Raw genomic sequence first — 25,302 nt, 5'->3', positions numbered from 1 at the left:
CCATCCCCCCTTATATAAGAAAAGTCTTAACTTCTCCCATTTCAAGAATATATCTGCAATGGTGCTCTTCTGTCTTAACATAATGAACCGCATTGGCTATCGTTATTTTAACACCTGGATACGCCATGTTTGTGATAACAATATTTCCTCTGTCAAACTGATCCAGTTCATCTTTGATTTCCATGTGCTCTTCATAACACTGGTTCAATTCCTTCTCTAATGCTGCCTTTGTTTTAGGTATTGCTTTAATAAAATTAATTTTATCTGCTGGTAAATGTTCTCCACAAACAATTTTTTTCTTAAATACATTAAACGTCTGTTCCAGCGTTACAAGTTCTTCTTTTATTTTCTGAATTCTTGCTTCCAGGTTTGAACTGGTTTCTCGCAGTTCAGGATCAATTCCTACTTCTAGTAATGTACTTGTTCCCATGGTAGAACCGGCAATCTTAATATTAATAGAAGAACCTGCTTTCAATTCTCCTCCTGTAACAAGACCTCTTTTTCCACTAACAATAATTTCATCTTTTGCTGTTACTATACTGTGCATAATGGCTTCAGTGGAAATATTGGCTCCTGAACGAACTTCTGAATTTTCAATAAACTTAGTAACAATATTACCTTTTGCAATCAGGCTTCCCCTGCTCATGCCCTGAATACCTCGTTTTAATATGATATCTCCATCTGCAATTAATGTAGCACCTTCTACGACTCCATCCACAATAATGTCGCCTTTTGCCTTAATCGTATAGCCCGTTCGTACATTTCCCTTTACCTTAACACTTCCTTCATAATCAATGTCTCCAGTAGATGCATTCACATCAGCAGGAACTTCATACAAATTTGATACAAAAACTTTATCTTCCACCAACGTCACATGACCATCTACATCACTATATAAAACCAACCCATCCTCAGAAAGATGTGAATTCTTACCTACTCTCAGAATCAGCTTCTTAACCTTCTTTGGCATAATTTTATTTCCATAAATGTCTTTACCGGGTGCTCCAGCATCTTCTGGAGTCAGCTTGGCTAAGACCGCATTTTTCTGAACTCTGCTAATATTATCAAGACAATGAAAGTCTACCGATCCATCTTCATTTATTTTTGGCTTTGATGTACGCTCAACACTAAAGAAATACTCAATCGCTGCATCCTTTCCCTCTCTTGGCTCCAATCCTTTGGCAGCCAGTATGGGAGTACAAAACCTTCTATTTCTTAAATACGCTTCTATGTTTTCTTTAATAATACCATTTGTAATTCCCTGTTTGTTTAACTCCTCAATAACTCCACTATAATCAAGAAATTTACCCTTGGAAGATGGCGGATAAAAAGAAATCGCGGCAGTCATTTTATCTTGACTAATCTGAACCTTAATTTTTTCATGTATTGGCCATACATCCTCATTTGAAATTTTAACCTCTGTAACCCCATGTGATTTTCTTAATGCCTCAAGCAAAACAGGCAAATCATATTCTTTTACATAATTATCCTCTAAGTACTTTTTAATTTCATCCGCTGTCACTGGTTCCCCCCCAGCCATAGCCGGAAACAGCTTCAAGTATGTGCCGTCATCCTTGTTCTGAAGCTGAAAAAACCCATTTCTATAGTTCATCACTCATCACCTATCTTTACTCAACATGTCATATAGTTTCCAAACCAATCTTCTGTCTAATCTATACTGTCAGTAAATATCAATATTTCCGAGTTTTTTCTTCATCTTTTGTAATGCCTTTGTATGAAGCTGTGATACTCTTGATTCAGAAACCTCAAGAATATGACTGATCTCCTTTAACGTTAGCTCCTCATAATAATAAAGTGCAATTACCTTCTTTTCATTTTCAGTAAGTGTCTCTAATACTTCCTCAAGCTCCCTTTTTAGTTCCTGCTTCTCCATTACAATTTCGGGTTGCTGAAAATGCGAACTCAAATTTGATTGTTCTTTTAATTCTGACCCCTGTTCAAAAAACTCATCTAAAGAAACCAAATTAGTAATCTTCATCTGGCCTCTCCATTGTTCCAATTCTGAAACTGAAATTTCTAATTCCTTTGCTACCTCTTCATCTGTAGCACTTCTGCCTGTCTCAAACTCTATCTTTTGATATGCCTGATCCATTTTCTTTTGTCTCTGCCTCAGAGTACGTGGAATCCAATCCATCTTTCGGATATGATCGATAATGGATCCTCGAATCCGTAAGCTGGCATAGGTTTCAAACTTTACACCCTTTGTACAATCAAACTTATCAATAGCATCAATTAATCCGAAGCTGCCATATCCAATCAAATCGTCTTGTTCTACTGCATACCCCAAATACATATTCAATCGTCCTGCAACAACTTTGACCAGTCCTGCATACTCAATAATCAGCCGTTCTCTTATTTCAGCTTTTCTGGATTTAGCATATTCATTCCATAACCTGGATCTTTCATCCTCGTTCATGTTAACCTCCTAAAGAATAGATTCATTCTTTTAGTCTTCTTGTTCATTCAGAATATCTTCTGTTTCATCTTCTTCAGAAGGAAGCCCGCTTTCCTTTTCACCAAAATTATTTATAATATAATTAACAATTTTTCTGGCAATCAGTCCAATTACATAAAAAATAATTAAAGTCGCAAGCAGTAATTTCAAACTATATAATACCTCAAACTTTTTTACCAAACTAACAATACTTACAATTGCCCCAGCAGACAATGTTGTAATTGCCGGAATAAATCTTGGATTCATATTCTACCTCTTGACTAAATTATTTTTTTCTCCTTGCCCACCGCTTTAATTACTAATTCTCCGGTTTCAGGATAGAATTCAATTGTTCTTCCATAGTTTAATCCTGTATCCTGCGCAAGCAGCCGGATACCAAGCAGTTTTAGTTTTTCTTTTGTGGCTTCAACATTTCTTTCGCCTATTCTGAGCATATCATTATTTGAGCTAAAAGCAAACATCTGAGCACCCCCAGCTATCTTAGCAACTATGTTGGACTTACCAGCGCCTGCTTTCAGCAATAAATCAAGCAGCAAATCAGTACCTGTATCAGCAAACTTAGCTTTATTCTCATTCATTTTTACCTTTGTACTATCTGGCAGCATGATATGAGCAAGACCTGCAAGTTTTTTTATTGGATCATAGAGAATAATGCCGACGCAAGAACCAAGTCCTAATGTTGTAATGGCATTGGGCGAATTGCAAATATTCAAATCAGCCATTCCAACTCTTATCATTTCTCCCATACTAATCTCCTATAATCCTAAGGACTTCATAATCTCATCATATGACTCCAAAGTAGGAATCAAAATGAAATATCCATTTACCTCTGTATCATTTTCTCCAAATTGGCTTTGAATCAATAATGCCTTATCCCCTACCTTACTAAATTCAATAGCTGGCACACTTAAAATTGCTCCTGCCATGTCTATTGACATCAATGGCACAGAAGAAGAAATAAAGAGCTTTGTTAATTGTGATAATGAAGATAAATAGGCACCGGAGATAATATTTCCTATTTCCATAAGAGCAGATAAATCCATCTCTGTAAATTCTTCAAAGTTATCAATATTCTTACCCATTAAAATATTTACTAAGTGATGTGCTGACATTTTCTCCAGCATAAACATCATCATTCCGTGAATATCGCCTTCCAGGGTAATCAGAATTCCTACTACAAGAGATTCTGCTCCTCCCACAATATCTGCCAGTTCCCGAAATTCAAGCAGCTCTACCTTTGGAACCTTCATATCAACTTTAGCATTAATAAGCATGGATAAGGCAGTTGTTGCATTACCTGCACCAATATTACCAATTTCCTTTAATACATCATATTGCATCATTTCTATGTGGTCTAAATCAATTTTTGACACCATTTCACCCCGCTAAATAGCTTCTTTCTCAATAATTACAGCCGCAATATTTAGTAATGAAATTAAATTACCACTATGCTTTCCTATACCACTTAAATATGAAATTTTTTCATCATTGCTATCATAATTAGGTTTTTCAATTACATCCTCACTAAGCATTACTACTTCTTTTACTTCGTCCACAATAATTCCAATTGCAGACTGTGGCTCCAATTTTATAATGATAATTCTGGTAGCATTGGTATATTCATCAGCAGCTAAACCAAATTTCAAACGCATACTCATGACAGGAATAATTTCACCACGCAAATTGATAACACCTTTAAAATAAGACTGTGCCTTCGGTACTCTTGTAATCCTCTGCATTCTCACAATATTATCAATAAACTGAATATCGATACCATATTGCTCTGTACCAAGACCTACAACAATATATTGTTTTCCTTCGCCGGAAGTCACTCTTGTATTTTCCCCCATTTCTGGCACCTCCTATACTAAAATATTTGCATCTATAATTAGAGCCACTTCACCATCACCAAGAATAGTTGCTCCACTAATAATTTTATTGTTATTAATATACTTACCAATTGATTTAATAACAATTTCCTGCTGTCCAATCAGATTATCAACAACCAGACCTGCCAGCTTATCGCCTTTTGCAACAATAACTACAGTTAAGTTTGTATCCTCTTTTTCAATTGGTTCAACATCCAAAATATCTCCCAGCCGAATCAAAGGAATCACTTTGCCTCTTAAATTAATTACTTCTCTTGTTTGAACATATTTAATGTCTTCAGATGGAATATCTTCAATTGTCTGAATACTGCCTAAAGGTATCGCATATTTTTCTGCACCAAGCTCCACCATCAGTGCCTGTATAATGGCTAATGTCAGTGGCAGCCGGATAATAAATTTACTTCCTTCACCTAGTACGGAACGACATTCAATATCTCCTCCTAGACCTTCTATTTTGTTTTTAACAACATCCAATCCCACTCCGCGGCCTGAAACATCTGATATTTTTTCAGCGGTAGAAAAACTTGGGCGGAACAATAGTTCAATTACATCCTGATCCGTCATGGATTCTGCCTGCTCATGTGAAATGGTACCTTTTTCTAATGCTTTTGCTTTTACCTTTTTCACATCGATTCCTCTTCCATCATCTTTTACCTCAATCACAACGTTATTACCGTCCTGATAAGCATTCAAGAAAATGGAACCTACCTCAGGTTTACCCATCGCCACTCTTTCGGCGTTACTTTCCAAACCATGATCCGCTGCATTTCTTAACAGATGCATCAACGGATCACCAATCTCATCAATTACTGTTCGATCCAGTTCTGTGTCTTCACCACTCATGTACAATTCCATATTTTTATTTAACTTTTTGGTTAAATCACGAATCATACGTGGAAATTTATTTACAACACTTTCAATTGGCATCATTCGAACCTTCATAACTGATTCATGTAAATTAGTAGTAACCCTTTCCAAGTATTCAATCTGTTCATTAAAGCCAGAATAATTTTTATTATCACCTTCGGAGGCTCCAATTGATACCAGACCATTTTTGGCAATAATTAACTCACTGACAAGATTCATTAATACATCTAATTTTTCAATATCTACACGAACAGAACGGTTAACAACTGGCTTGGCTGCTTGTTTTGCTGCCGCCGCTGCATTCTTTTCCTTCTTAGCCTGAACCGCTGCACTTTGTGCTGGTGACTGATTAGAGTCCGCCTGCTGTTCCTTTTTCTCTTCTTCCTCTTTTTCCAACTCGATTGTGCCCATTGCCAGATCTTTTACTTCTGATACATTAAGAACTGCATTTCTTACCTCATCATAACTGCATTTCGTTAACAATACAAGACTGAAATCATTCTCAAACTTTTCATCTTCAATATCCTGTACATCTGGAACAGATTTAATAATTTCTCCCATTTCTTCCAAAGCTTTAAATACAAGAAATGCTCTCGCAGCTTTTAATAAGCAGGTTTCAACAATGGAAACAGTTAATCCAAATACATTCTGTTTTTCTTCAAAAGCTTTTTCAATTGCATGTCTTTCATAATCTGCAAAAACAAAATCCTTATATTTTTCTAATCCGTTTGATTGGGTTTCAGCAATATGTACCGCCTCAGCCTTTATCTCCGTCTTAGTTTCTGCACTTGCAGCTGGCTTAGTTTGATTTCCTCCGCCAAGCCCTTCCTCCAGAATATTGTTTAATGCTTGAATTATTTCCTCATTGTCTTCTTCACCTTCGTTGGCATTTTCCTGTATTTGTGCTAAATAGCCCTCTAACGCATCCAAGCCTTGAAATAGAACATCCACAAGATGAGCAGATACTGACATTTTACCATTTCGGATTTCAGAAAAAACATTTTCCATATCGTGAGTCAACCGCTGCATTCTCTTGTATCCCATTGTACCAGCCATACCTTTAAGAGAATGAGCAGCACGAAAAATTTCGTTAATTGTATCTGTATTATCTGGTTCCTTTTCCAAAATCAGTAATTGTTCATTCAGACTTTGTAAATGTTCTTTTGTTTCATCGATAAATATCTCTAAATATTGACTTACGTCCATATCATTGCACCCCCACGTGATTTATAATTGAATTTGCAATTTCATTTAACGGCCGAACCTCATCTACTAAACCAGCATCAGCAATAACCTTAGGCATTCCGTAAACAGTAGATGTTTCAGCATTTTGTCCCACAACATAAATACTATTACTGTTATTTAGCTGTGTAATTCCTTTTGTGCCATCACTACCCATTCCCGTTAGAACAACACAAATTATTTCATGATAATCAGAATTCACTAAAGACTCATACATAATATCCGCGCATGGTCTTAATCCATTCCTTGGTTCATCTTTTGTTATTGACAGTTTGTATCTGCTGTCCTTTCTGACTACACTCATTTGGTGACCGCCCTTTGCAATGTAGACATTACCTTTTTCAATAATATCTCCATCCTCGGCTTCTTTTACACTGATTTTACTCATTTCATTCAGTCTGTTTGCCAGTGAACGGGTAAACCCTTCTGGCATATGCTGTACGATCAGAATAGGTGCATTAAGATTTTCAGGCAAATATGGAATGATAGATTGTAATGCCTTAGGCCCCCCTGTGGAACAAGCTAATGCAACCAGCTTATTTCCGCTGCTTTTTGTAATAGGTCTTACTCTGTCAGCAATTCGGTTCCTTAGCTTAGGCTGAACAACGGATCTTTTTGCAGCCGTACCTGCTTCCCTTTGTGGTGTTTGTGCAAAACCCTCACTTGCTTCTATAGCGCAAGCAATTGCATCAATAACATGAATACGAAATGAATCTGTTTTAGTCTCATAAAAACTGTCAGGCTTTGTAACAAAATCGAAGGCACCAAGTTCCAACGCTCTAATTGTTTCAACAGCACCTTCTTTCGCTACTGTACTAACTACAATTATTTTTGTCTTTACGTTATGCTTTCTAAGCTTTTCTAACAATTCAAGTCCATTCATTTTAGGCATATTAATATCTAGAATAGCAACATCAAAGCTTTTGCGTGTTAATAAATCAAACCCTTCCAGTCCATTCGCAGCTAGTCCGGAAACCTGATATCTATCATCACTCTTAATTATATCAGAAATAACCCTTCTCATAAGTGCAGAGTCATCTATAACCAAAATATTTTTTTTCAATCACACCATTCCTTTTTTTCTTTGTCTCTGACGCCGTTCTTCTTCAAAAATAAATTTAATAATGTCTTCTCTTTCCTTCTTCCCAATTTTGAGGAATTTTATTCTTGTTTCATAAAATCCACTTCTGTTAAACATCGCTTCTGACGCAACTATTAGAGCACGTAATTCAAACTGCACAGGCACATTATTAATAGGAATCTCCATCTGAACAATTAATTTATTTCCACTTTCATATCTTGTTCTAGAATTAAACTTTGCTCCACCACCACTTAAATTAATAAAAACTACATCGTTCCACTGACTCTCCATATCTGCTAACACAGCCTGATACTGTGCATTCAATTGTTCTAAACTGACCTCACTGGTTTGTAGTTTTTCAAGCAGCAGTTCCTCTTCCTTACTAATCATCCGGCATCTGCCATTTAGAACACACTCAAACCGATAAAATTCTCTTCTCTGAAAACGTTCTAAATCCGTTAATAGTTCTACTACTAAGAAAAAAATATTTTTCTCCCTAAAGCGATCTACTATTTTTCCTTGACACTGGTACATACCGTTATCTGTATAGAAAAGCATTTTATATACGTCTCCAATTGATAATGGAACTAACCTTCCGCTCTCAATTGGCATTGCAATCTTAATTTTCTCGTCTTCTTCAAAATCAAGAAACTGACTTACATATTTTTTACGTATCTGATCTTCACTATATTCCTTGTCTTTGTATAGTTCAATTTTGTCACCAATGTTAAATATACCTGAACTCATACTATTAACCTCCCACTACTAAACCATTTTATCCTTATCACCGAAAAGATTAGAAAATAAATAGTGAATTCCCTTACGATTTTTCTGACTATAAACTTCATTGGTCTGAATCATTTCCGCCAACTCTGAAATAGCTTTTGCTGCCACCGAATTAGGATAAGCAATTGAAAATGGTGTCTGTCTCATAACCGCCTTTGAAACGTTAGCATCCTGTGGTACAGAACCTAAATGTTCCAGCTTGACATCTAAAAATCTGCCAACTACTGTATTTAACTTCACAAATAGCTCTTTCCCCTCTTTTATGGATTCCACACGGTTTGTAATCATTTTAATCGCTTTTTCCTTATTATATTCATCCTTCTTGTTTAATGTTTTTAACAGTGCATACGCATCCGTAATGGAAGTTGGTTCTGGAGTCGCAATTAAAATTAATTCACTGCTGTAGGTAGCAAATTCAATCACTGAATCAGAAATTCCGGCTCCTGTATCAATAATAATAATGTCTGCCATCTCATCCAGTTCACTAAGCTTGCCTGTCAGGTTTGATATTTGATATTTAGTCAAATTGGCCATTTCCTGAATTCCAGATCCTCCTGAAATAATCCCTATTCCTTCTGGTCCATCCGTAATAATTTCCTTTAAATCTTTTCCTTTAAAAATTAAGTCAGATAAATTATAGGATGGTCTCACCCCAAACATTACCTCAACATTTGCTAATCCAAAATCTGCATCCAGAATAATTACGCGGTTTCCTAAACGCCGCAAGTGAATTGCCAGATTAACTGAAATATTAGATTTGCCAACTCCACCTTTTCCGCTTGTTATAGTTACAACCTTAGCAAAATTACCTGGCTGGCTCTGGCTGCTAATCATCTTTCTCAATTGTGAAGCCTGGTCCATCAATCATTTCCTCCCAACAGCTTTTTTGCTATACTTTGTGCATCGATATTACTGATGTCATCTGGAACATTCTGCCCCCATGTTGTATACGAAAGAGGTGCCTTTGTAAGCAGCTTAACATTTAGTATATTGCCCAGGCTGCTTGTCTCATCCAGCTTGGTAAATATTAAACTGTAATCTGTGATTTCACTATATCTTTCTGTGATTTTTATCAAATCTTTATATTTTGTTGTAGCACTCAAAACCAGAAATACCTCACGCTCATCTTCAGGTATTGTATCAATTAACTGTTTCATATCTTCCTGCTGCTCATTGTTTTTATGAGAACGTCCAGCAGTATCTATTAAAAGAATATCATAGTCCTCATACTTTTTCTTTTCTGCTTCAAGTTCTTCTTTAGTATACACCACACTCAATGGAATTCCAAGAATATTTGCATATGTTCTTAATTGTTCAACTGCTGCAATTCGATAAGTATCCGAGGTAATCAAGCTAACTTTTGCCTTTTGTTTTAATTTCAAATTTGAAGCTATTTTAGCGATGGTGGTTGTTTTCCCAACACCTGTAGGTCCAATAAAAAAAACACATTTTCTCTTTCCTTCCTCAAGTTCAATAAACTTAGGCTGTCCTAATTTTAAAATAATTTTCTGGTATACACTAGAAAGAACTGAGTCTACAGAAGAATCCTTTTTTATCGACTTGCTAATTTCATCCATTATCTGTTTGACAAACACCTGATCAACTTCATTGTTTATAAGCTGCTCCTGAATCAGCTCAATACAAGCATCCTGTTTCTCTTCTGCTTTATTATCTGCATTCTTTATCTCTGGTTTTTCTTTTATCTGCTGTTCTAGTAACTCTTGAAGATTATTCAGTTTTTTTTCAATTGCATTTTCTGAGGTTCCTGTTGAAAGTGTTCCTAACCTATCTTCACTTTCCAAAAAATCCATAAATCTTTTTGTATTAGATGCAGGCTGTAAATTGTCTGCTTTTCTTAGTCCGGAATCAATTGTTTGTCCTTCAGCCTTATCTTTAGAAACATTATCATCTACCGCAGCTGTAATTTCAACCATTTTTTTTCTCCAGAAACGATAAATTCCCCGCGGCCGGATTGTTTTCATGTTCAAAACGATAGCATCTTTTCCTAATTCCTTTTTAACAAGAAGCATTGCCTCTGTTTCAGTTTCTGCTTCAAACTTTTTAATAATCACTAAATTGTCACCATCCCAACTGATTGTAATTCAACATTTGAATCAATTTCATTATAAGAAATAACAACTAAATCTTTAAAATAATCTGATGTTAATTTTTTAAAATACATTCTCACAATCGGAGATGTAATAATAATTGGATTCTTACCAAGATTTTGAAGTTTTGTAATTTCTTCACTTAGTGCACTTATTATATTTTGTGATTTTTCAGGATCCAATGTTAAATACGCACCCTGCTCCGTCTGTTTCACTGACTCCATAATATCCTGTTCAATTTTAGGATCCAAAGTTACAACGCTTGTTGTCTCATTATGTGGAAAATACTTATTTGAAATGGCACGTTTTAAACTTTGCCTTACATATTCAGTTAATATATCAGTGTCACGAGTGGTAGAAGCATAGTCTGCTAATGTTTCAAAAATTGTAATTAAATCGCGAATGGAAATACCCTCCCGCAATAGATTTTGTAAAACCTTTTGAATTTCACCAACACCTAGAAGCTTAGGTACTAATTCATCCACAAGGGTAGTATTTGCTTCTTTTACATTATTAATCAATCCCTGTACATCTTGTCTTGTTAATAATTCATCCAAATGCTTCCTGATTATTTCTGTCAGATGAGTTGCAATAATAGATGGTGGATCTACTACTGTATATCCAAGGGTTTCTGCCCGCTCTCTCTGATTTTCATTTATCCAGATTGCAGGTAGGTGAAAGGATGGTTCAAATGTAGGAATTCCTGTTATTTCTTCCTCCACATACCCTGGATTCATCGCCATATAATGATCAAAGAGAATCTCTCCCTCGCTTACAGGAACACCCTTAATTTTAATTATATATTGATTAGGATTAAGCTGAATATTATCACGCAGACGTATAATAGGTACTACACAGCCTAATTCCAAAGCAACCTGTCTACGTATCATTACGACACGGTCTAATAAATCTCCGCCTTGATTTACATCTGCTAATGGAATAATTCCATATCCAAACTCCAGTTCAATTGGATCTACCTGTAGAAGGGATACCACATTTTCTGGACGCCGAATTTCATCTGCATCGGCTTCTTCCTCATTCACTTCTACTTCAATATTTTCAATACCAATTTTCTTTTGGATTAAAAATCCAGTAATAATAAACATTGTTCCATAGACAGCAAAAATAAGAAAAGGCAACGGGGTTACTATTCCCAGAAACAGCATACTTCCACCAACCATATAAAGTACCTTTGGAATTGAAAATAACTGTTTGATAAGAATATCGCCCATATCTGCATTTTTGGACGCCTTAGTAACAATAATACCTGTTGCAAGAGAAATCATAAGTGATGGTATCTGACTTACCAAACCATCACCAATTGTTAAAATGGTAAATCTTGAGACTGCTTCCTGCATGGTAAGATTCTGAAACATTACCCCCATGGCCATACCACCAACTAAATTGATTATTGTAATAATCAAACCAGCTGTAGCATCTCCTTTTACGTATTTAGTAGCACCATCCATGGCTCCAAAAAAGCTTGCTTCTTCTTGTATTTTATTTCTTCTTTGCTGTGCTTCCACATCTGTAATTGCACCAGTATTCAGATCCGCATCTATTGCCATTTGCTTTCCCGGCATGGCATCCAGCGTAAACCGCGCTGTTACCTCAGACACTCTTTCTGAACCCTTATTAATTACAATGAACTGTACTAAAACTAAAATAACAAATACAATGGAACCCGTAATCAGATTTCCACCACCAACGAACTGTCCAAAAGTTCTAACTACACTGCCTGGATTACCATATAATAAAATCAACTTTGTAGAAGAAATATTCAAGGAGATACGAAAAAGTGTTGTAAATAAGAGCATGGTTGGAAAAAACGACATATCCAGCGCTTCTTTTGCAAACATAGAATTGAATAATATTATCATTGAAATCGAAATATTTAATGCTAAAAATACATCTAATAATATAGAAGGCATGGGAATAATGAAGAAAATAATTGCCGATAAAACAAACAAGCCAACTCCTATATCACCTTTTTTCATATGTCAGTTCCTCCTTCCTTATAGTTTGTTTTTAATACGATAAACATATGCTAGAACCTCCGCAACCATTTGATATAGTTCCTGGGGAATTTCATCACCTAATTCTACATTAAAATAAATCATTCGTGCTAATGGTTTATTTTCAACTATTTCTATATCATTCTCTCTGGCCACCTCTTTTATCTTAGCAGCCAGCAAATCTGCCCCTTTAGCAACAACAACTGGTGCACTACTGGCATCTTTATCATATTTTACCGCAACTGCAAAATGTGTAGGATTTGTTATAACTACATCCGCTTCCTTCAAAGCCTGCATCATTCTTTGGCGTGAAACTTCCCTCATTTTCTGCCTGATTTTCCCTTTAATTTGAGGATCACCCTCTGTATTTTTATATTCGTCTTTTATTTCTTGCTTTGTCATCATCATATCTTTTCTAAACTTGCGCTTTTGATAAAAAACATCTGCAAATGCAAAAATAAAAAAGCAAACACTAATTTTCAAACCTAAATCAATAATAACATTACCAATTACAGCAATTGCCTGTTCCAATGTATAATCATATACTTGGAGTATCAATCCCCACTGGGAATTTAAAGTAGTATAAACAATAATTCCTATTATTCCTAATTTCAGCAGTGATTTTAACAGCTCCATAATCTTATCCATTGATATTAGTTTCTTCATGCCACTAATAGGATTCACTTTATCAAGTTTAGGCTTTAGTGGTTCCAGTGTAGGCTTCCATTTAACTTGATAAATTTCAACCCCAATTGTCAAAATATATGAAAACAAAAAAATAGGTAGCGTTACCATTAGAATCTGTATCATCAGATTTTGAAATAACGACTGCACCAACTGAGCCGTAAAATCGAATTGTGCTATTTCAGCCATTCTGGTAAAATCACTATAGTATATCGCCATTAATCTGTTACCCATGGAACCAACAAAAATCTTTAACATTAAAAAAAGTGACAATAACATTACCGCAGTTACCAAATCAGCACTTCTGGCAACCTGTCCCTTTTCTCTGGCATCTGATAATTTCTTCGAGGTAGGTTCTTCTGTCTTCTCTCCTCCAGGCCCATCTTTTGCAAAAAACTGCAAATTATACTGTAAAATGTATTTACTCAATGTTTACTTTCCTTTCAAAATACATCATACCATTAAATCTATCACGGTGATAATGCCTTTATCATATCACTTATAACGTTCTTCATCTGATCAAAAATAAACTCCGTAATGGATGGAAGCAAGCTGATCACAATTACTAAAACAAATAGTCCAACAAACAACTTTAACTGCATACCGATAACAAACATGTTCATCTGAGGAGCAATTTTTGCCAGTATTCCCAAAACAACATTTACAATCAGAATACAAGAAAAAACAGGTAAAATAATTCTAAAACCTGTAATAAAATACTGCTTTATGAACTGAGCCATCACTAGATATAAATTTGACGGAATTTTCCCTCCTGCAACTGGAATAAAAGTAAAGGTGTCAACCAATGCATCTATTATAAAATAATGCATGTCCGACACCAACATAACAAGCATCACACAGTACGTGTAAAATGTACCAGTTACAGAAGTTTGAACGTTAGATACAGGGTTTAATACATTTACCATCGAAAAACCAATTTCCATATCTATTAAGTGTCCAGCTAATTCTAATATATAAAGGGAAATTGTTGCCATATAACCAATTGATGCACCAATTATAACTTCTTTCAATATGATTACAGTAAATTCCACAGATGTAATGTATTCCAAGGGGACATAAGTAACATTATAGTATACAATTAGTGCTAAAAAAAATGACAACCCTGCTTTTCCACGCATAGGTACATTTCTCTGGCTAAAAAACGGCGCTGTCATAATAAATGCACTGATTCTCACTAATATTATAATAAAAAAAATGAACTTTTCTACTGAAATACCCATAACTTCACTTCACATACAAGGAAAAGTTTGAAAACAATTCCGTTGTATAACCAATCAAATTATTTATTATCCACGATCCACATAGTACCAGTACAAGAAAAATTGATAACAGTTTTGGTACAAAGGTTAATGTTTGCTCATGAATTGATGTAATCGTTTGAAATATACTGATTATTAATCCTACTAGCAGGGATACAATCAGCATAGGTGCTGATACCTTAACAATTAGCCATAAGGTAGCCCTTGCAATATCAACAACATCATCTACCGTCATGGCAGCCTCCTATCCGAAAAGCAGCTTATCCTCATGTATAAAATGTTTTCACCACTTCTCCAATCACTAAATTCCACCCATCTACCAATACAAATAATAATATTTTAAAAGGCATAGATATGGTAGTCGGTGGTAACATCATCATACCCATTGACATTAAAGTCGAAGCAACAATCATATCAATCACAATAAATGGTAAATAAATCAAAAACCCAATAATAAAAGCAATCCTTAGTTCATTTATTAAAAATGCTGGTATTAAAACAGTAGTCGGAATATCTGCTACATCATTAATGTCATCCGAAGAGTAATTGGCTATATTTAAAAACAACTTAATGTCCTTCTTATTTGTTTGTTCAAACATAAATACTCTTAATGGCTCCAACCCTGTTTCAATTGCTTCATCTCTGGTTATTTCTCCATTTGAATATGGTTTAACTGCTGTATTATTTATTTCCGTCATAATTGGTGACATAATGAATAATGTAAGAAACAAAGCCAATCCAATCAATACCTGATTAGGTGGTGTCGTCTGGGTACCTATCGCAGAACGGACAAAATGTAATATTACAATTATTCTGGTAAATGATGTAACCATTATGATTATTGTTGGTGCTAAAGAAATTAATGTTACAAGCAACATAACTTGCAACGTGCTAGAAAGACTAGTCGTCCCATTATTAGTTGCAATATTAATTTCAAATGGAGTTGACTGATCTTCAATTGCCGTGGTACCTTCTATTTCATCTACGGTAGTAGCACAGACAGTTGTAATTGGGATCAATCCTGCAATACATATAATAAATAATATACTTAATAACAATACTAATTTTTTCCCACATACTTTTACATATGTATTCATAAAATCAATCCTTACTTTTCATCCTTATTAGATTTGTCACCCCATTGTCTCGTTTTTACTTTGGCTAACACATCTGCAAATATAGTTTTCTCAGTTACCTTTAAATCATTCACTTCAATCTCATCTTCACGAATTTCTGTCAGCATTTCAATGTGGTCTTTTGAAACACCAATTACAATATATTTCCGACCAACTTGAATAATCTGAACATATTTTGAAGGCGCAATACGAACTGTTTCAACAATATTGATATTCCTATTGCGGCCATTCAAAATACGAGAAGAACCTACCAGTTTCGTTGTATAATAACAAGCAATCAGTACAATGACAAATATAAGCATAGCACCTAATAGCTGCAATACAGTCGAAAATGTTGATGTATCTGATGCTAAAATCATCTTACCCCACCGCTTTTTTTACAGCTTCTAATACTCTGTCCGCTTGGAATGGCTTAACAATAAAATCCTTTGCACCTGACTGAATTGATTCAATTACCATCGCCTGCTGCCCCATTGCGGAACACATAATAATAGTTGCTGAAGAATCCATTTCCTTAATCTTCTTTAATGCCTGGATACCGTCCATTTCTGGCATAGTAATATCCATCATAACTAAATCCGGTTTTGTCTCATTATATTTTTCAATAGCCTTTAAACCGTTTTCAGCTTCACCGGCAATAGTGTATCCATTTTTGGTCAGGATGTCCTTAATCATCATTCTCATAAATGCCGCATCATCACAAATCAAAATCCTTTTTGCCATATCATTCTCTCCTATCTATCAGTACTATTTAATAATCTCTGTAACTCTTATACCAAAACTTTCTTCAATTACAACTACTTCTCCCTTTGCCACAAACTTTCCATTTACTAAAACATCTATTGGTTCACCCGCTAGCTTATCTAGTTCAATAATGGTGCCCGGAGAAAAGTCTAAAATTTCTTTAATGGATTTACTTGTTCTGCCAAGTTCCACTGTAACCTCTAAAGGTACATCCATAATTAACCCAATATTTTCTTGCTGCATCATCGGATGAACAGCATTTGAAAATGGTTGAAATTGAGCTGGCTGTACGTTTAAATCAGGACCTGGCATACTATAAGGCATTGCATTACCTCCCATCGGCATTGTTTGTCCCATTCCCTGCATACCAGGAGCCATTCCCATATATGGCATTTGCATAGGTGGTGGTGAAGATTGAAACATTGCTGGCTGTGACGCTTGTGGTATCCCCTGATTTCCCTGGGTATAAGTATTGTCAGCCTGAGGCGGTGCCACTGGTGCTGTTGGTGTCGTTGGTATCACAGGTTCTTCCACAATAGTTTCATCTGAAAACTTCCTATACAAATCTCTTGCAAAATCAAATGGATATAATTGCATAATCTGGCTATCTACCAAATTTTCAATTTCCATTTTAAATTTCACAACAACAAACTCATTATCTAAAAAGGAATACATTTCTTCTGAAGAAATTGTATCATTTAGATCAATTAAACTTGCAACAGGCGGGCTTATGTCCACCTTCTTTTCTAACATGGAGGATAACGAAGTAGCCGCTGAACCCATCATCTGATTCATTGCTTCACTAATAGCACTTAAGTGAAGTTCTGACAGTGGTGTTCCTTCTACATTAATTCCATTTCCACCCATCATCAAATCTGTAATTATTTTGACATCAGATTCCTTCAGTATTAAAACATTGTTGCCATCCAAACCTTCTTTATACGAAATCTGTATAAAAACACATGGTTTGTCATAATCTTCTGACAGCCTTCCCATATTAGAGTAAGACACAACTGGAGTTGTAATGATTACCTTATTATTTACCAGTGTAGATAAGGTAGTCGCCGCTGAACCCATACTAATATTAGAAATTTCACCAAGTGCATCTTTTTCTTCATCTAACAAAGTCTGGGACGGAGTATCTTCTATACTGTTGCCACTGGTACTATCGTCAATTCCATTTAATAGCGCATTAATCTCTTCTTGAGATAACATACCATCCATTGTTTATTCCTCCCTTAATATTGAAGTAATTCTAACTGCATAAGCATCAGAAGATGCCCCTGGCAATCCAGTAAACTTTTTAATGTTGCCAACATAAATGTCCAATTCTTCCTCTACTTTTTTATTAAGCCGGATAATATCTCCAACCTGCATATTCACAAAATCATTTACTGAAATTGTACTCATTCCCAAAACAGTACGCATTGGTATCTTTGCCTTTGCAATTGCACTTTCAATTACATCCTGATACAATTTATCATCCTTAACCTGTAACGTCGAGTACCAATATTTCGTATTCAGTCTGTCAATTACTGACTCCACACAAGAATATGGTATACATATATTCATTAAACCTTCTACAGAACCAATCCTTATATGTATCGTAATGATTGATGTCATTTCACTAGGAGAAATAATCTGGGCAAATTGTGAGTTTGTTTCAATTCTCTCTAACTTTGGCTCCAGATTAATCACGCTGGACCAGGGCTCAACTAACAAATTCGTACAAATATTCATAATTCTTTCAATAATAATCAATTCAATCTCTGAAAAATCCCGAATTCTATCAATTGGCTGCCCACCGCCACCAAGCATACGATCTATAATAGCATATCCTAAACCATTGTCCAACTCTATGATTATATTACCATCCAAAGGTGCAAAATTAACCACTCCCAATAAAACTGGATTCGATAACGCATTGGAAAACTCAGAATATGTCGCTGCTTCTGAATTCATAACTTCTACTTGAACATTTTTACGAAGGTAAGCAGGTAAATTTGTAGATAATAAACGCCCATAGTGCTCAAATATTATAATAAGCGTTCTCAAATGTTCTTTCGAAAACTTAGAAGGCCTGGCGAAATCATAATTTTTTACTTGCTTTTCACCTGAATCCTTTATCTCATCAGCATCTAACTCACCACTACTCAATGCTGCAAGTAAATTATCTATCTCACTTTGGGATAAGACGTCGCCCATTCCTTCTCACCTCGCAATCATTTTTGTCTATTCTGAATATCTCAAAAGTACTATCATTATACTATATATAGTGTAAAACCACAAGTTTTGCAAACAAATTTATTACTGAAACCTTAAACTTCCAAAAGACACTTCAACAACAAACTCTGAATCAAAATACTCTTGAATTTTCTGTAGTGATTTTACTTTCATCTCTTCTCTGCTGTCAATAGCAGAATCATATGGATAAGACGAAATAACATTCGTAACTATTTCCTGTATATATGTTTCGTTTTTTGCTAAAACATCTTTTAATTTTTTATAATCCTTTGATTCTGTATTAAGTGATAACGTAATGCTATCCAATACTCCCCAGTGAGGTTCACCACTTGTACCAAGTGTTAAATTAAAGGATAACTCATCTTCTATTGTATAATTCTCCAGCTTTGTCACATCAATATTATCTGCCACATCTTTGTCTGTAGATGACGCTAATTCCAAATCAATTACATTTGCAACTTTTGTAATCAGGTTATTAGTCCTGTTTGAAGCTGGCACAACAACAAATATCAGTACCGAAGATAATATTACATTAACAATCGTTAATGCCATAATAATAATGGTTAATATGTTTTTTTTCATATCTCTGCTCCCTAATTATTTTTTTGTGAATTAGAATAAATCTTAAATACTACGCGTCTGTTTTTAGCTTTCCCTTCTTCTGTTTTATTATCAGCAATTGGATCATATTCACCCCTTCCAGATGCTTCCAACATTTTAGGATCTAATTTTTTATCTTCTACTAAATACTGAAACACTCCCATGGCACGAAACGATGACAATTCTAGGTTACTTCTGTATCTGCTATTACTAATTGGTACATTATCTGTATGCCCTTCTATCTTAATTAAGTGATCATTATAGGATTTCAGTATTTCACTTAATTTATCCAAAATCAGTTTAGCCTTTGGATTCAATTCATCACTTCCCGATTCAAAAAGAAATGAACCATTCATATTAATACATACATAAGTATATTCACCATCAATGCTAAATTCTAAATATTGGTCTATTTTTTGGTTTTCAGCTTCATCAATTGCTTCTTCATAAATCTTTTCCAATTCTTTCTTACGCTGTTCTTCCAAATCCTTCTTATATTCTTCTAATGAATCCGAGTCCTTAACTTCTTCCTCTTCACTTGCCTTGCCTACCTCATTGTATAATTCGCCCAAATCATTCAGCTGCCTTATACCACTATTAATAAGCTGTCCTTCCCCAATGGCAGAACCACCACCATTGAAAATGCTAAAACTTCTAGATAAAGAAGCAGCAACCTCTTCATATTTGGCAACATCAACTGATGACATAGAGAAAAGCAATACAAAGAAACATAACAGAAGATTCATCAAGTCACTAAATGTTGCCATCCATGCTGGAGACCCCTGGGGTGCATCTTTTTGTTTCTTTGCTCTCGCCATTAATTTTCACCGCCTTCTTGTTGTTCCGTGAAACCTGCACGAGCTGCCGGAGCTAAGAATGATTTCAATTTTTCTTCAATAACTCTTGGATTTTCTCCTGCCTGAATCGATAACAAACCTTCTACCATTACTTCTTTCATTCTGGTTTCTTTTCCACTGTTTGCTTTTAATTTAGTAAGTACAGGTGTTGCAATCCAGTTTGCCAAAACAGAACCATAAAACGTTGTTACCAGAGCCACTGCCATAGCTGGACCTACCGAAGATGGATCATTTAAATTCTTTAGCATGTTAATCAAACCAATCAAAGTACCAATCATACCCCAGGCAGGTCCCATGGCTGCAACCATTTCCCAAAACCCAAATGTTGAGCTATGCCTATCTTCAATACAAGAAAGTTCTGTTTCCAATATACTTCTTACCAATTCTGGATCTGTACCATCAACAATTAGTAAAATACCTTTCTTTAAAAACTCATCTTCCACGTCATTTGCTGCTTCCTCTAATGCAAGAAGCCCTTCCTTACGTGCAACATTGGAAAGATCAATTATTTTGTGTATAATCTCACTTTCTGAAACTGTCATAACTTTAAGCACTAATGTAAAACTCTTTAAGTTGTTTACAAATACTTTCAGTGATTCTGTTTGGGTTAAGGTAGCCATAAATGCACCACCAAATGTAATCATAATAGATTGTATATCTATAAAGGCATTTATATTCGTCAACTCAAGTCCTTTATCTGGACTCCAGACAATACCAAAGATCATTAAAAATAAACTCAATGCAAGACCTATTAATGTAGCTAAATCCAAAACTCTTCACCACCTTTATTATTTACTAAAAATATCCTTTTTATATATTAATACAAGATTTTTTACATCTTGTCTGCTTTCCTTTACAATTATTTTTTTCCCTGTCATAAGTGTGATCACCGTATCTGGTGTTTCTTCTACCGTTTCAATCAAATCACAGTTAAGGGTAAATACCTGTCCACTCATTTTTGTAAGTTCAATCACTCTGTAATCCTCCCCTCTCTCCAATTTTGTAAGGGCAGCTGTTCTGCCCTTACATTATTAGTATAGGACTTTATTAAACTAGTGTAATTCCACACTCAAGAAATATCATACATTACTATTATCTCTTTAAGTTAATCAACTCTTCCAACATAGTATCTGATGTTGTAATTATTCTAGAATTTGCCTGAAAACCTCTTTGTGTTGTAATCATTGTAGTAAATTCCTGTGACAAATCAACATTTGACATTTCTAAAACACCTGTTGTCAAGGAATTACCCTGGGAAGATGGATCAACACCAATTCCATCAAACTCTCCTGAGTTCTGAGTTTCTGCAAACATGTTATTACCAACCGCTTCTAGTCCGGAAGGATTAGCAAATGTTGCCAGCGCAATCTGTCCTAATATACGGTCTGTACCATTGCTGTAAGAGCCATATATCTTACCAGCAGCGTCAATACTGATTCCTGTCATTTCCCCAGCTTTTCTACCTGTTCCAGCTCCCGTCAAATCTCCCTTAGAACCTTCCAGTGAACAAGTACCACTGGCTGCATACATGGTAATGGTAGAAAAGTCAATATTAAAGGCATCAAATGGAGCTACTGCGGCAGCTGCACCTGCACCAGAACCAGCATTAATTGCTAATGCTAACTTTTTATCAGCAGAGGTAGCTGTCGTTCCACCCACACTTGCAAACTCACCAGTGCCTGGATTAAAAGACAGTGTATTAGACGAAGAATGTGTAAACGTTAATTCTCCTGCTGAATAACTTGCAGTATACGTTATTCCACCTAATGTTACACCTGCCAGATTAGCGTTTAACGCTGTAGTAACTACTCCTGTTGAAGCATTAGTCGATTCCACCAAGAAAATTGAGTTATTGTCTTTATCTACAATATCGGTTAAGTCTACTGAATACTGGCTAGTATTGGTAGCAGACTGCTTAATGGAAAACTGGGCTGTGTACGTATTTCCTAAGTTGTCATAAAATTTAATCTGAACTGGCTTTCCATCCGTGCTTACAAGCTGTTCATCATTTTTGTCAATATTTCCAGTAATCTTTGCTTCCGTAGTTGCTTCTGGCTCAGCCGTCAGATTATCAGGTGACATAATCTGAAGCTCTTCTACCGTTCCTACATCAATTCCTGTCTGTTCTTCATTAGGAAGCCATCCCATTACAACGGCACCAGATGATGTACACAAGGTACCTGCTGCATCAACCTGAAACGCTCCAGCTTTTGTAAAATAATTTGTACCACCACTTTTTACTACAAAAAATCCATCTCCGTTAATCATAACATCAAACGGATTATCAGTTCTCTGTGAACCACCAGAAACAGAGGCATTTGTTGTAATTCCTGCAATGCTGGCACCAAGACCAATCTGCATTGCATTTTTACCAGCCGCACCCGTTGTTTCATTTGGTCCGGACGCGGACTGTGTTGTCTGATACAATATATCTGAAAATGTAACTGTACTTGCTTTAAATCCTACTGTATTAACGTTAGAAATATTATTACCTATAACATCCATTTTTGTCTGGTGAACCTTTAATCCTGAAACACCAGAAAACAATGATCTCATCATAATTTATTTACCTCCTGTATGTGTACCATTTCATACTATATTCATGCAGTCTCGTCATCTTCTCTGTCGTTCAAAGATGCCTTGCTTCCTATACAAAGGGCCAGCAATTTGAAACTGCCTAACTAATAACCGCTCCATCTATATTTGTAAAAACGGCCTTTTCCATGTCACTTACCGCTGTAACAACAGTATTGTTCTTACAATTAACAATAAATGCAAGATCATCTACCATTACTAATGATTCTTGTATTCCTTTTTCTCTGGCCATGTCTGCCCCAGACTCAAGTCGTGCTATCTGCTCCTTGGACAAATCAATATTACGGCTTGCTAATCTTTCATTTGCATGCTTAGAAAACTTAAGCTCTCCAGATGCATTTATATCCTGCTGTTTACTTAAAATCTGTTGAAAGGAGGCTGTCTGCAAACTATTCTTACTGCCTTCTGTCTTTTTAGCTGGTAATAGTTTGCCTGTCATATGCTCAATGGAAGTTAGGTTTCGATTCGTAATATAATTCATTTCTACCTCCATGTAACGAAATCGTGTCCGCCAACTTAGTTTCTTGTCGTCATATATGGCTATGCTGTTTCTGTATCACCATTGTCACTGACTGGCTTTGTACCAGTAATAGTAACCGATACCTTATCGCTAATAGTTGTTTCTAACTGGTCATCAAATAGGAAAACGATTTTATATGTTCCTGCATCCAAACCAGAAAATGCTTCCTTCTTAATTGTCAGCTTTTCAGTTTCTGTATCAAAACTCATTTTAGCTGGATCAATCAAACTTCCATTCACTAATACTGCAAAACTCGAAGCTTCTCCTTCTTCTTCACCTAACGAAATCTGAACCTCCACATCCTTCGCATCGTCATGATCATACGCAAGTTTTGTTTCTGTCACTGTTGGTGCCTGCTGTTGGGCAATATAATTGGAATCAATTACTGTCTGAAGTTTGTCTGTTGAGTATAGGGTACCATCTATTGATAAATATGTGGTGCCGCCTGAAACAGTAACGTAATCTACCTTACCCTGTACTGTTGCACTTGAATTCTTTGAATCGGTCGAATCGGTTGAATCGGTGCTTTTAGATACAACTACTGTCTGGCCAATTAATGAAAATGCCTGTGCACTGGTGAAGGTTTTATTCAAATTCTGCATCTGTTCTAATGATGAAAAGGTAGCCAGCTGAGAAATAAATTCCGTATCTGCCTGAGGATTCAGCGGATCCTGGTATTGCATCTGTGTGACAAGTAATTGTAAAAATGCATCCTTTCCCAGTTCACTGGTTCCCCTTGTACTTTTTGTACTGGTGCTGCTTGTAGTCTGCTGAACTACTCCATCTGTAACTGCTGCTGTTAAATTACTCATTTCTTTCCTCCTTTAAGCAGAGAATTCCACTGTCGTTCCACTCTGTAAGATAGAATCTGATTCTTCAGGTTCTTCTTCATCGAAATCGGCATCTGACTCCAGTTTACTGCTACGCAGTGATCTCTTATTTTGTTTCTGAAATCCACCCTGGTTCCCCTCAGAAAACTCATTTTGCTCAAAACCATGATTTGCAACTGTAACCTCAACTGAAGTAACTTTTAATCCCTGTTCGCTTAAATTATCTTTAAGTGTCATCATCTGGCTTTCCAATGCTTCCTTCGCCAACTGGTTTTCCACTACAAAAACAGCTGTCATCTGTCCTTCTTTTGCAACTACCGAGACATTAACCTTACCAAGGTGTTCTGGATTTAACTGTAATTCCATACTTGTTGAATCTGGTTTAATCAGTACCTTAATCTGCTCTACAACCTGGTCAACGATCTCTCTCATTTGCTGAACTCTTGAAAAATCTAATGTGTCAATTTGTTCTACACTATCTCCACCCTGTACAAGATAATTTACAAACTGATTTAATACCGTTGATTGTTCCATACTGTCAGCGTCCTGACTAGACGTTTCCTTACCTGACCCAGCTGTTTCTGTTATTTTTTCTTCTAGCTCTTTTTCCACTGAAATGTTAATTTCTTTTGTCAAATCCTGTTCCACATTTTTTCCTTTTGCATCCTGAAGCATATCTTCTCTCGCTTCCGGCATACTTTCCAAAACAGCTGCTGAAAATTGATTATCTTCGCTACTATTTCCATTCAAAAGATGTGACAGAATTACCTCATTCTCTTTTACAAATTCATCTACTGTCTCTGTTAATTCCCCCAGCTCCTGCAACAAATCTTCATTTGTTAATAATTCTGTCTTATCTGAGACACTTTCAACAGTAAACAACAGTTTCTGAAGATTTTCTGGATTCAACAAATCTAGTACGGTCAAGCCTGATTCCTGCATAAGCTTTTCCAGCTCTTCCTGTGAAATTTCTAAAACATCGCAGATTTTTTGCTTCAGCTCCAGTTCTAAACCTTCCAGTACTTCACTGCCTGACGCTAATACATCCTCTGTTTCCATTCCAACTGTTTCTAACATCTCACCAGCCTTTGTCTCCTCTGCTGTTTCCTGCTTATTTGCTGCCAAAGCTGCCTTATTAAAGTTAATATCCTTTACAGCGGCAGAATCCTTCACAACTACTTTTTCCTCATTTTTCAGACTCTTAATGTTAGTGCCCATTAAATCCTGAAAATTACCAGAAGTCTTTTTATTCGCTGGCTGGCTAGCTTGAGCTGTTTTCAGATTAGAAAGCAAATCCATTCCCTGAACACGCAATCCCTGTGCCATTTGTTCTCATTCCTCCTTTCTC

Annotated in this window: 28 protein-coding genes; all 28 read right to left on the bottom strand. The window is 35.8% G+C overall.

Annotation, left to right across the window (positions count from 1 at the left end; all coding sequences use genetic code 11):
- Positions 1–10 precede the first annotated feature (10 nt).
- A complete protein-coding gene (locus BM305_RS14125; RefSeq protein WP_092562004.1) occupies positions 11–1,612 on the bottom strand; it encodes a DUF342 domain-containing protein in 1,602 nt (533 codons plus the stop codon).
- Between the two features lie 69 nt (positions 1,613–1,681).
- A complete protein-coding gene (locus tag BM305_RS14120; protein WP_092562001.1) occupies positions 1,682–2,437 on the bottom strand; it encodes a FliA/WhiG family RNA polymerase sigma factor in 756 nt (251 codons plus the stop codon).
- A gap of 30 nt (positions 2,438–2,467) precedes the next feature.
- Positions 2,468–2,722 carry a hypothetical protein gene (locus tag BM305_RS14115; protein WP_092561998.1) on the bottom strand — a complete coding sequence of 85 codons (255 nt, stop codon included), beginning with the start codon at positions 2,720–2,722 and terminating at the stop codon, positions 2,468–2,470.
- Positions 2,723–2,736: 14 nt separating this feature from the next.
- A complete protein-coding gene (locus BM305_RS14110; RefSeq protein ID WP_092561995.1) occupies positions 2,737–3,222 on the bottom strand; it encodes a chemotaxis protein CheD in 486 nt (161 codons plus the stop codon).
- Positions 3,223–3,231: 9 nt separating this feature from the next.
- A complete protein-coding gene (locus tag BM305_RS14105; RefSeq protein WP_092561992.1) occupies positions 3,232–3,852 on the bottom strand; it encodes a chemotaxis protein CheC in 621 nt (206 codons plus the stop codon).
- A 9-nt stretch (positions 3,853–3,861) separates the two neighbouring features.
- On the bottom strand, positions 3,862–4,326 hold the full coding sequence (locus BM305_RS14100) for a chemotaxis protein CheW (protein ID WP_092561989.1): 465 nt from the start codon (positions 4,324–4,326) through the stop codon (positions 3,862–3,864).
- 12 nt (positions 4,327–4,338) lie between these two features.
- Positions 4,339–6,438 (bottom strand): chemotaxis protein CheA, encoded by a 2,100-nt coding sequence (locus BM305_RS14095; RefSeq protein ID WP_092561986.1) that lies wholly within the window; start codon positions 6,436–6,438, stop codon positions 4,339–4,341.
- Between the two features lies 1 nt (position 6,439).
- Positions 6,440–7,537, bottom strand: coding sequence for a chemotaxis-specific protein-glutamate methyltransferase CheB (gene cheB, locus BM305_RS14090; protein ID WP_092561983.1), 1,098 nt, complete (start codon positions 7,535–7,537; stop codon positions 6,440–6,442).
- Positions 7,538–8,302, bottom strand: a complete 765-nt coding sequence (locus BM305_RS14085; protein WP_092561980.1) for a flagellar brake protein — start codon at positions 8,300–8,302, stop codon at positions 7,538–7,540. It lies immediately after the preceding gene.
- 18 nt (positions 8,303–8,320) lie between these two features.
- Positions 8,321–9,202: a MinD/ParA family protein gene (locus BM305_RS14080; protein WP_092561977.1), complete on the bottom strand. Its 882-nt coding sequence runs from the start codon at positions 9,200–9,202 to the stop codon at positions 8,321–8,323.
- Positions 9,202–10,413 carry a flagellar biosynthesis protein FlhF gene (gene flhF / locus BM305_RS14075; protein WP_092561974.1) on the bottom strand — a complete coding sequence of 404 codons (1,212 nt, stop codon included), beginning with the start codon at positions 10,411–10,413 and terminating at the stop codon, positions 9,202–9,204. Before flhF ends, BM305_RS14080 begins: the two co-directional genes overlap by 1 nt.
- Positions 10,413–12,446, bottom strand: a complete 2,034-nt coding sequence (gene flhA, locus BM305_RS14070) for a flagellar biosynthesis protein FlhA (protein ID WP_092561970.1) — start codon at positions 12,444–12,446, stop codon at positions 10,413–10,415. The genes flhF and flhA overlap by 1 nt, the downstream gene beginning before the upstream one ends.
- 18 nt (positions 12,447–12,464) lie before the next feature.
- Positions 12,465–13,577, bottom strand: coding sequence for a flagellar biosynthesis protein FlhB (gene flhB, locus BM305_RS14065; protein ID WP_242940551.1), 1,113 nt, complete (start codon positions 13,575–13,577; stop codon positions 12,465–12,467).
- Positions 13,578–13,618: 41 nt separating this feature from the next.
- The gene (gene fliR, locus BM305_RS14060) at positions 13,619–14,389 is read right to left on the bottom strand and encodes a flagellar biosynthetic protein FliR (RefSeq protein WP_092561967.1); all 771 of its coding nucleotides are present in this window, start codon (positions 14,387–14,389) and stop codon (positions 13,619–13,621) included.
- A 4-nt stretch (positions 14,390–14,393) separates the two neighbouring features.
- Positions 14,394–14,663: a flagellar biosynthesis protein FliQ gene (gene fliQ / locus BM305_RS14055; protein ID WP_092561964.1), complete on the bottom strand. Its 270-nt coding sequence runs from the start codon at positions 14,661–14,663 to the stop codon at positions 14,394–14,396.
- 31 nt (positions 14,664–14,694) lie between these two features.
- Positions 14,695–15,525, bottom strand: coding sequence for a flagellar type III secretion system pore protein FliP (gene fliP, locus BM305_RS14050; RefSeq protein ID WP_092561961.1), 831 nt, complete (start codon positions 15,523–15,525; stop codon positions 14,695–14,697).
- A gap of 11 nt (positions 15,526–15,536) precedes the next feature.
- Entirely contained in the window at positions 15,537–15,923 is a 387-nt protein-coding gene (locus tag BM305_RS14045; RefSeq protein ID WP_092561958.1) for a flagellar biosynthetic protein FliO, read from the bottom strand.
- A gap of 1 nt (position 15,924) precedes the next feature.
- Complete coding sequence (locus BM305_RS14040) at positions 15,925–16,287, bottom strand: response regulator (protein WP_092561955.1); 363 nt, start codon at positions 16,285–16,287, stop codon at positions 15,925–15,927.
- A gap of 24 nt (positions 16,288–16,311) precedes the next feature.
- On the bottom strand, positions 16,312–17,532 hold the full coding sequence (gene fliY / locus BM305_RS14035) for a flagellar motor switch phosphatase FliY (RefSeq protein ID WP_092561952.1): 1,221 nt from the start codon (positions 17,530–17,532) through the stop codon (positions 16,312–16,314).
- Between the two features lie 3 nt (positions 17,533–17,535).
- A complete protein-coding gene (gene fliM, locus BM305_RS14030) occupies positions 17,536–18,513 on the bottom strand; it encodes a flagellar motor switch protein FliM (RefSeq protein WP_092561949.1) in 978 nt (325 codons plus the stop codon).
- 102 nt (positions 18,514–18,615) lie between these two features.
- Complete coding sequence (locus tag BM305_RS14025) at positions 18,616–19,134, bottom strand: hypothetical protein (protein ID WP_092561946.1); 519 nt, start codon at positions 19,132–19,134, stop codon at positions 18,616–18,618.
- Between the two features lie 11 nt (positions 19,135–19,145).
- Positions 19,146–19,970 carry an OmpA/MotB family protein gene (locus BM305_RS14020; protein ID WP_092561943.1) on the bottom strand — a complete coding sequence of 275 codons (825 nt, stop codon included), beginning with the start codon at positions 19,968–19,970 and terminating at the stop codon, positions 19,146–19,148.
- Entirely contained in the window at positions 19,970–20,779 is an 810-nt protein-coding gene (locus tag BM305_RS14015; protein ID WP_092561941.1) for a motility protein A, read from the bottom strand. Before BM305_RS14015 ends, BM305_RS14020 begins: the two co-directional genes overlap by 1 nt.
- Positions 20,780–20,797: 18 nt before the next feature.
- Positions 20,798–20,983, bottom strand: coding sequence for a flagellar FlbD family protein (locus BM305_RS14010; protein ID WP_092561938.1), 186 nt, complete (start codon positions 20,981–20,983; stop codon positions 20,798–20,800).
- A gap of 118 nt (positions 20,984–21,101) precedes the next feature.
- Positions 21,102–22,568: a flagellar hook protein FlgE gene (locus tag BM305_RS14005; RefSeq protein ID WP_092561935.1), complete on the bottom strand. Its 1,467-nt coding sequence runs from the start codon at positions 22,566–22,568 to the stop codon at positions 21,102–21,104.
- Between the two features lie 118 nt (positions 22,569–22,686).
- Positions 22,687–23,085, bottom strand: coding sequence for a TIGR02530 family flagellar biosynthesis protein (locus tag BM305_RS14000; RefSeq protein ID WP_092561931.1), 399 nt, complete (start codon positions 23,083–23,085; stop codon positions 22,687–22,689).
- Positions 23,086–23,144: 59 nt separating this feature from the next.
- On the bottom strand, positions 23,145–23,936 hold the full coding sequence (locus BM305_RS13995; RefSeq protein ID WP_092561929.1) for a flagellar hook capping FlgD N-terminal domain-containing protein: 792 nt from the start codon (positions 23,934–23,936) through the stop codon (positions 23,145–23,147).
- A 12-nt stretch (positions 23,937–23,948) separates the two neighbouring features.
- On the bottom strand, positions 23,949–25,280 hold the full coding sequence (locus BM305_RS13990; protein WP_092561926.1) for a flagellar hook-length control protein FliK: 1,332 nt from the start codon (positions 25,278–25,280) through the stop codon (positions 23,949–23,951).
- Positions 25,281–25,302: the final 22 nt, after the last annotated feature.

This window comes from Anaeromicropila populeti, assembly GCF_900112775.1.
GTDB lineage: Bacteria > Bacillota > Clostridia > Lachnospirales > Lachnospiraceae > Anaeromicropila_A > Anaeromicropila_A populeti.
The sequence above is the reverse complement of the archived record's forward strand: the minus strand, read 5'-3'. Positions and strand labels throughout refer to the sequence as shown.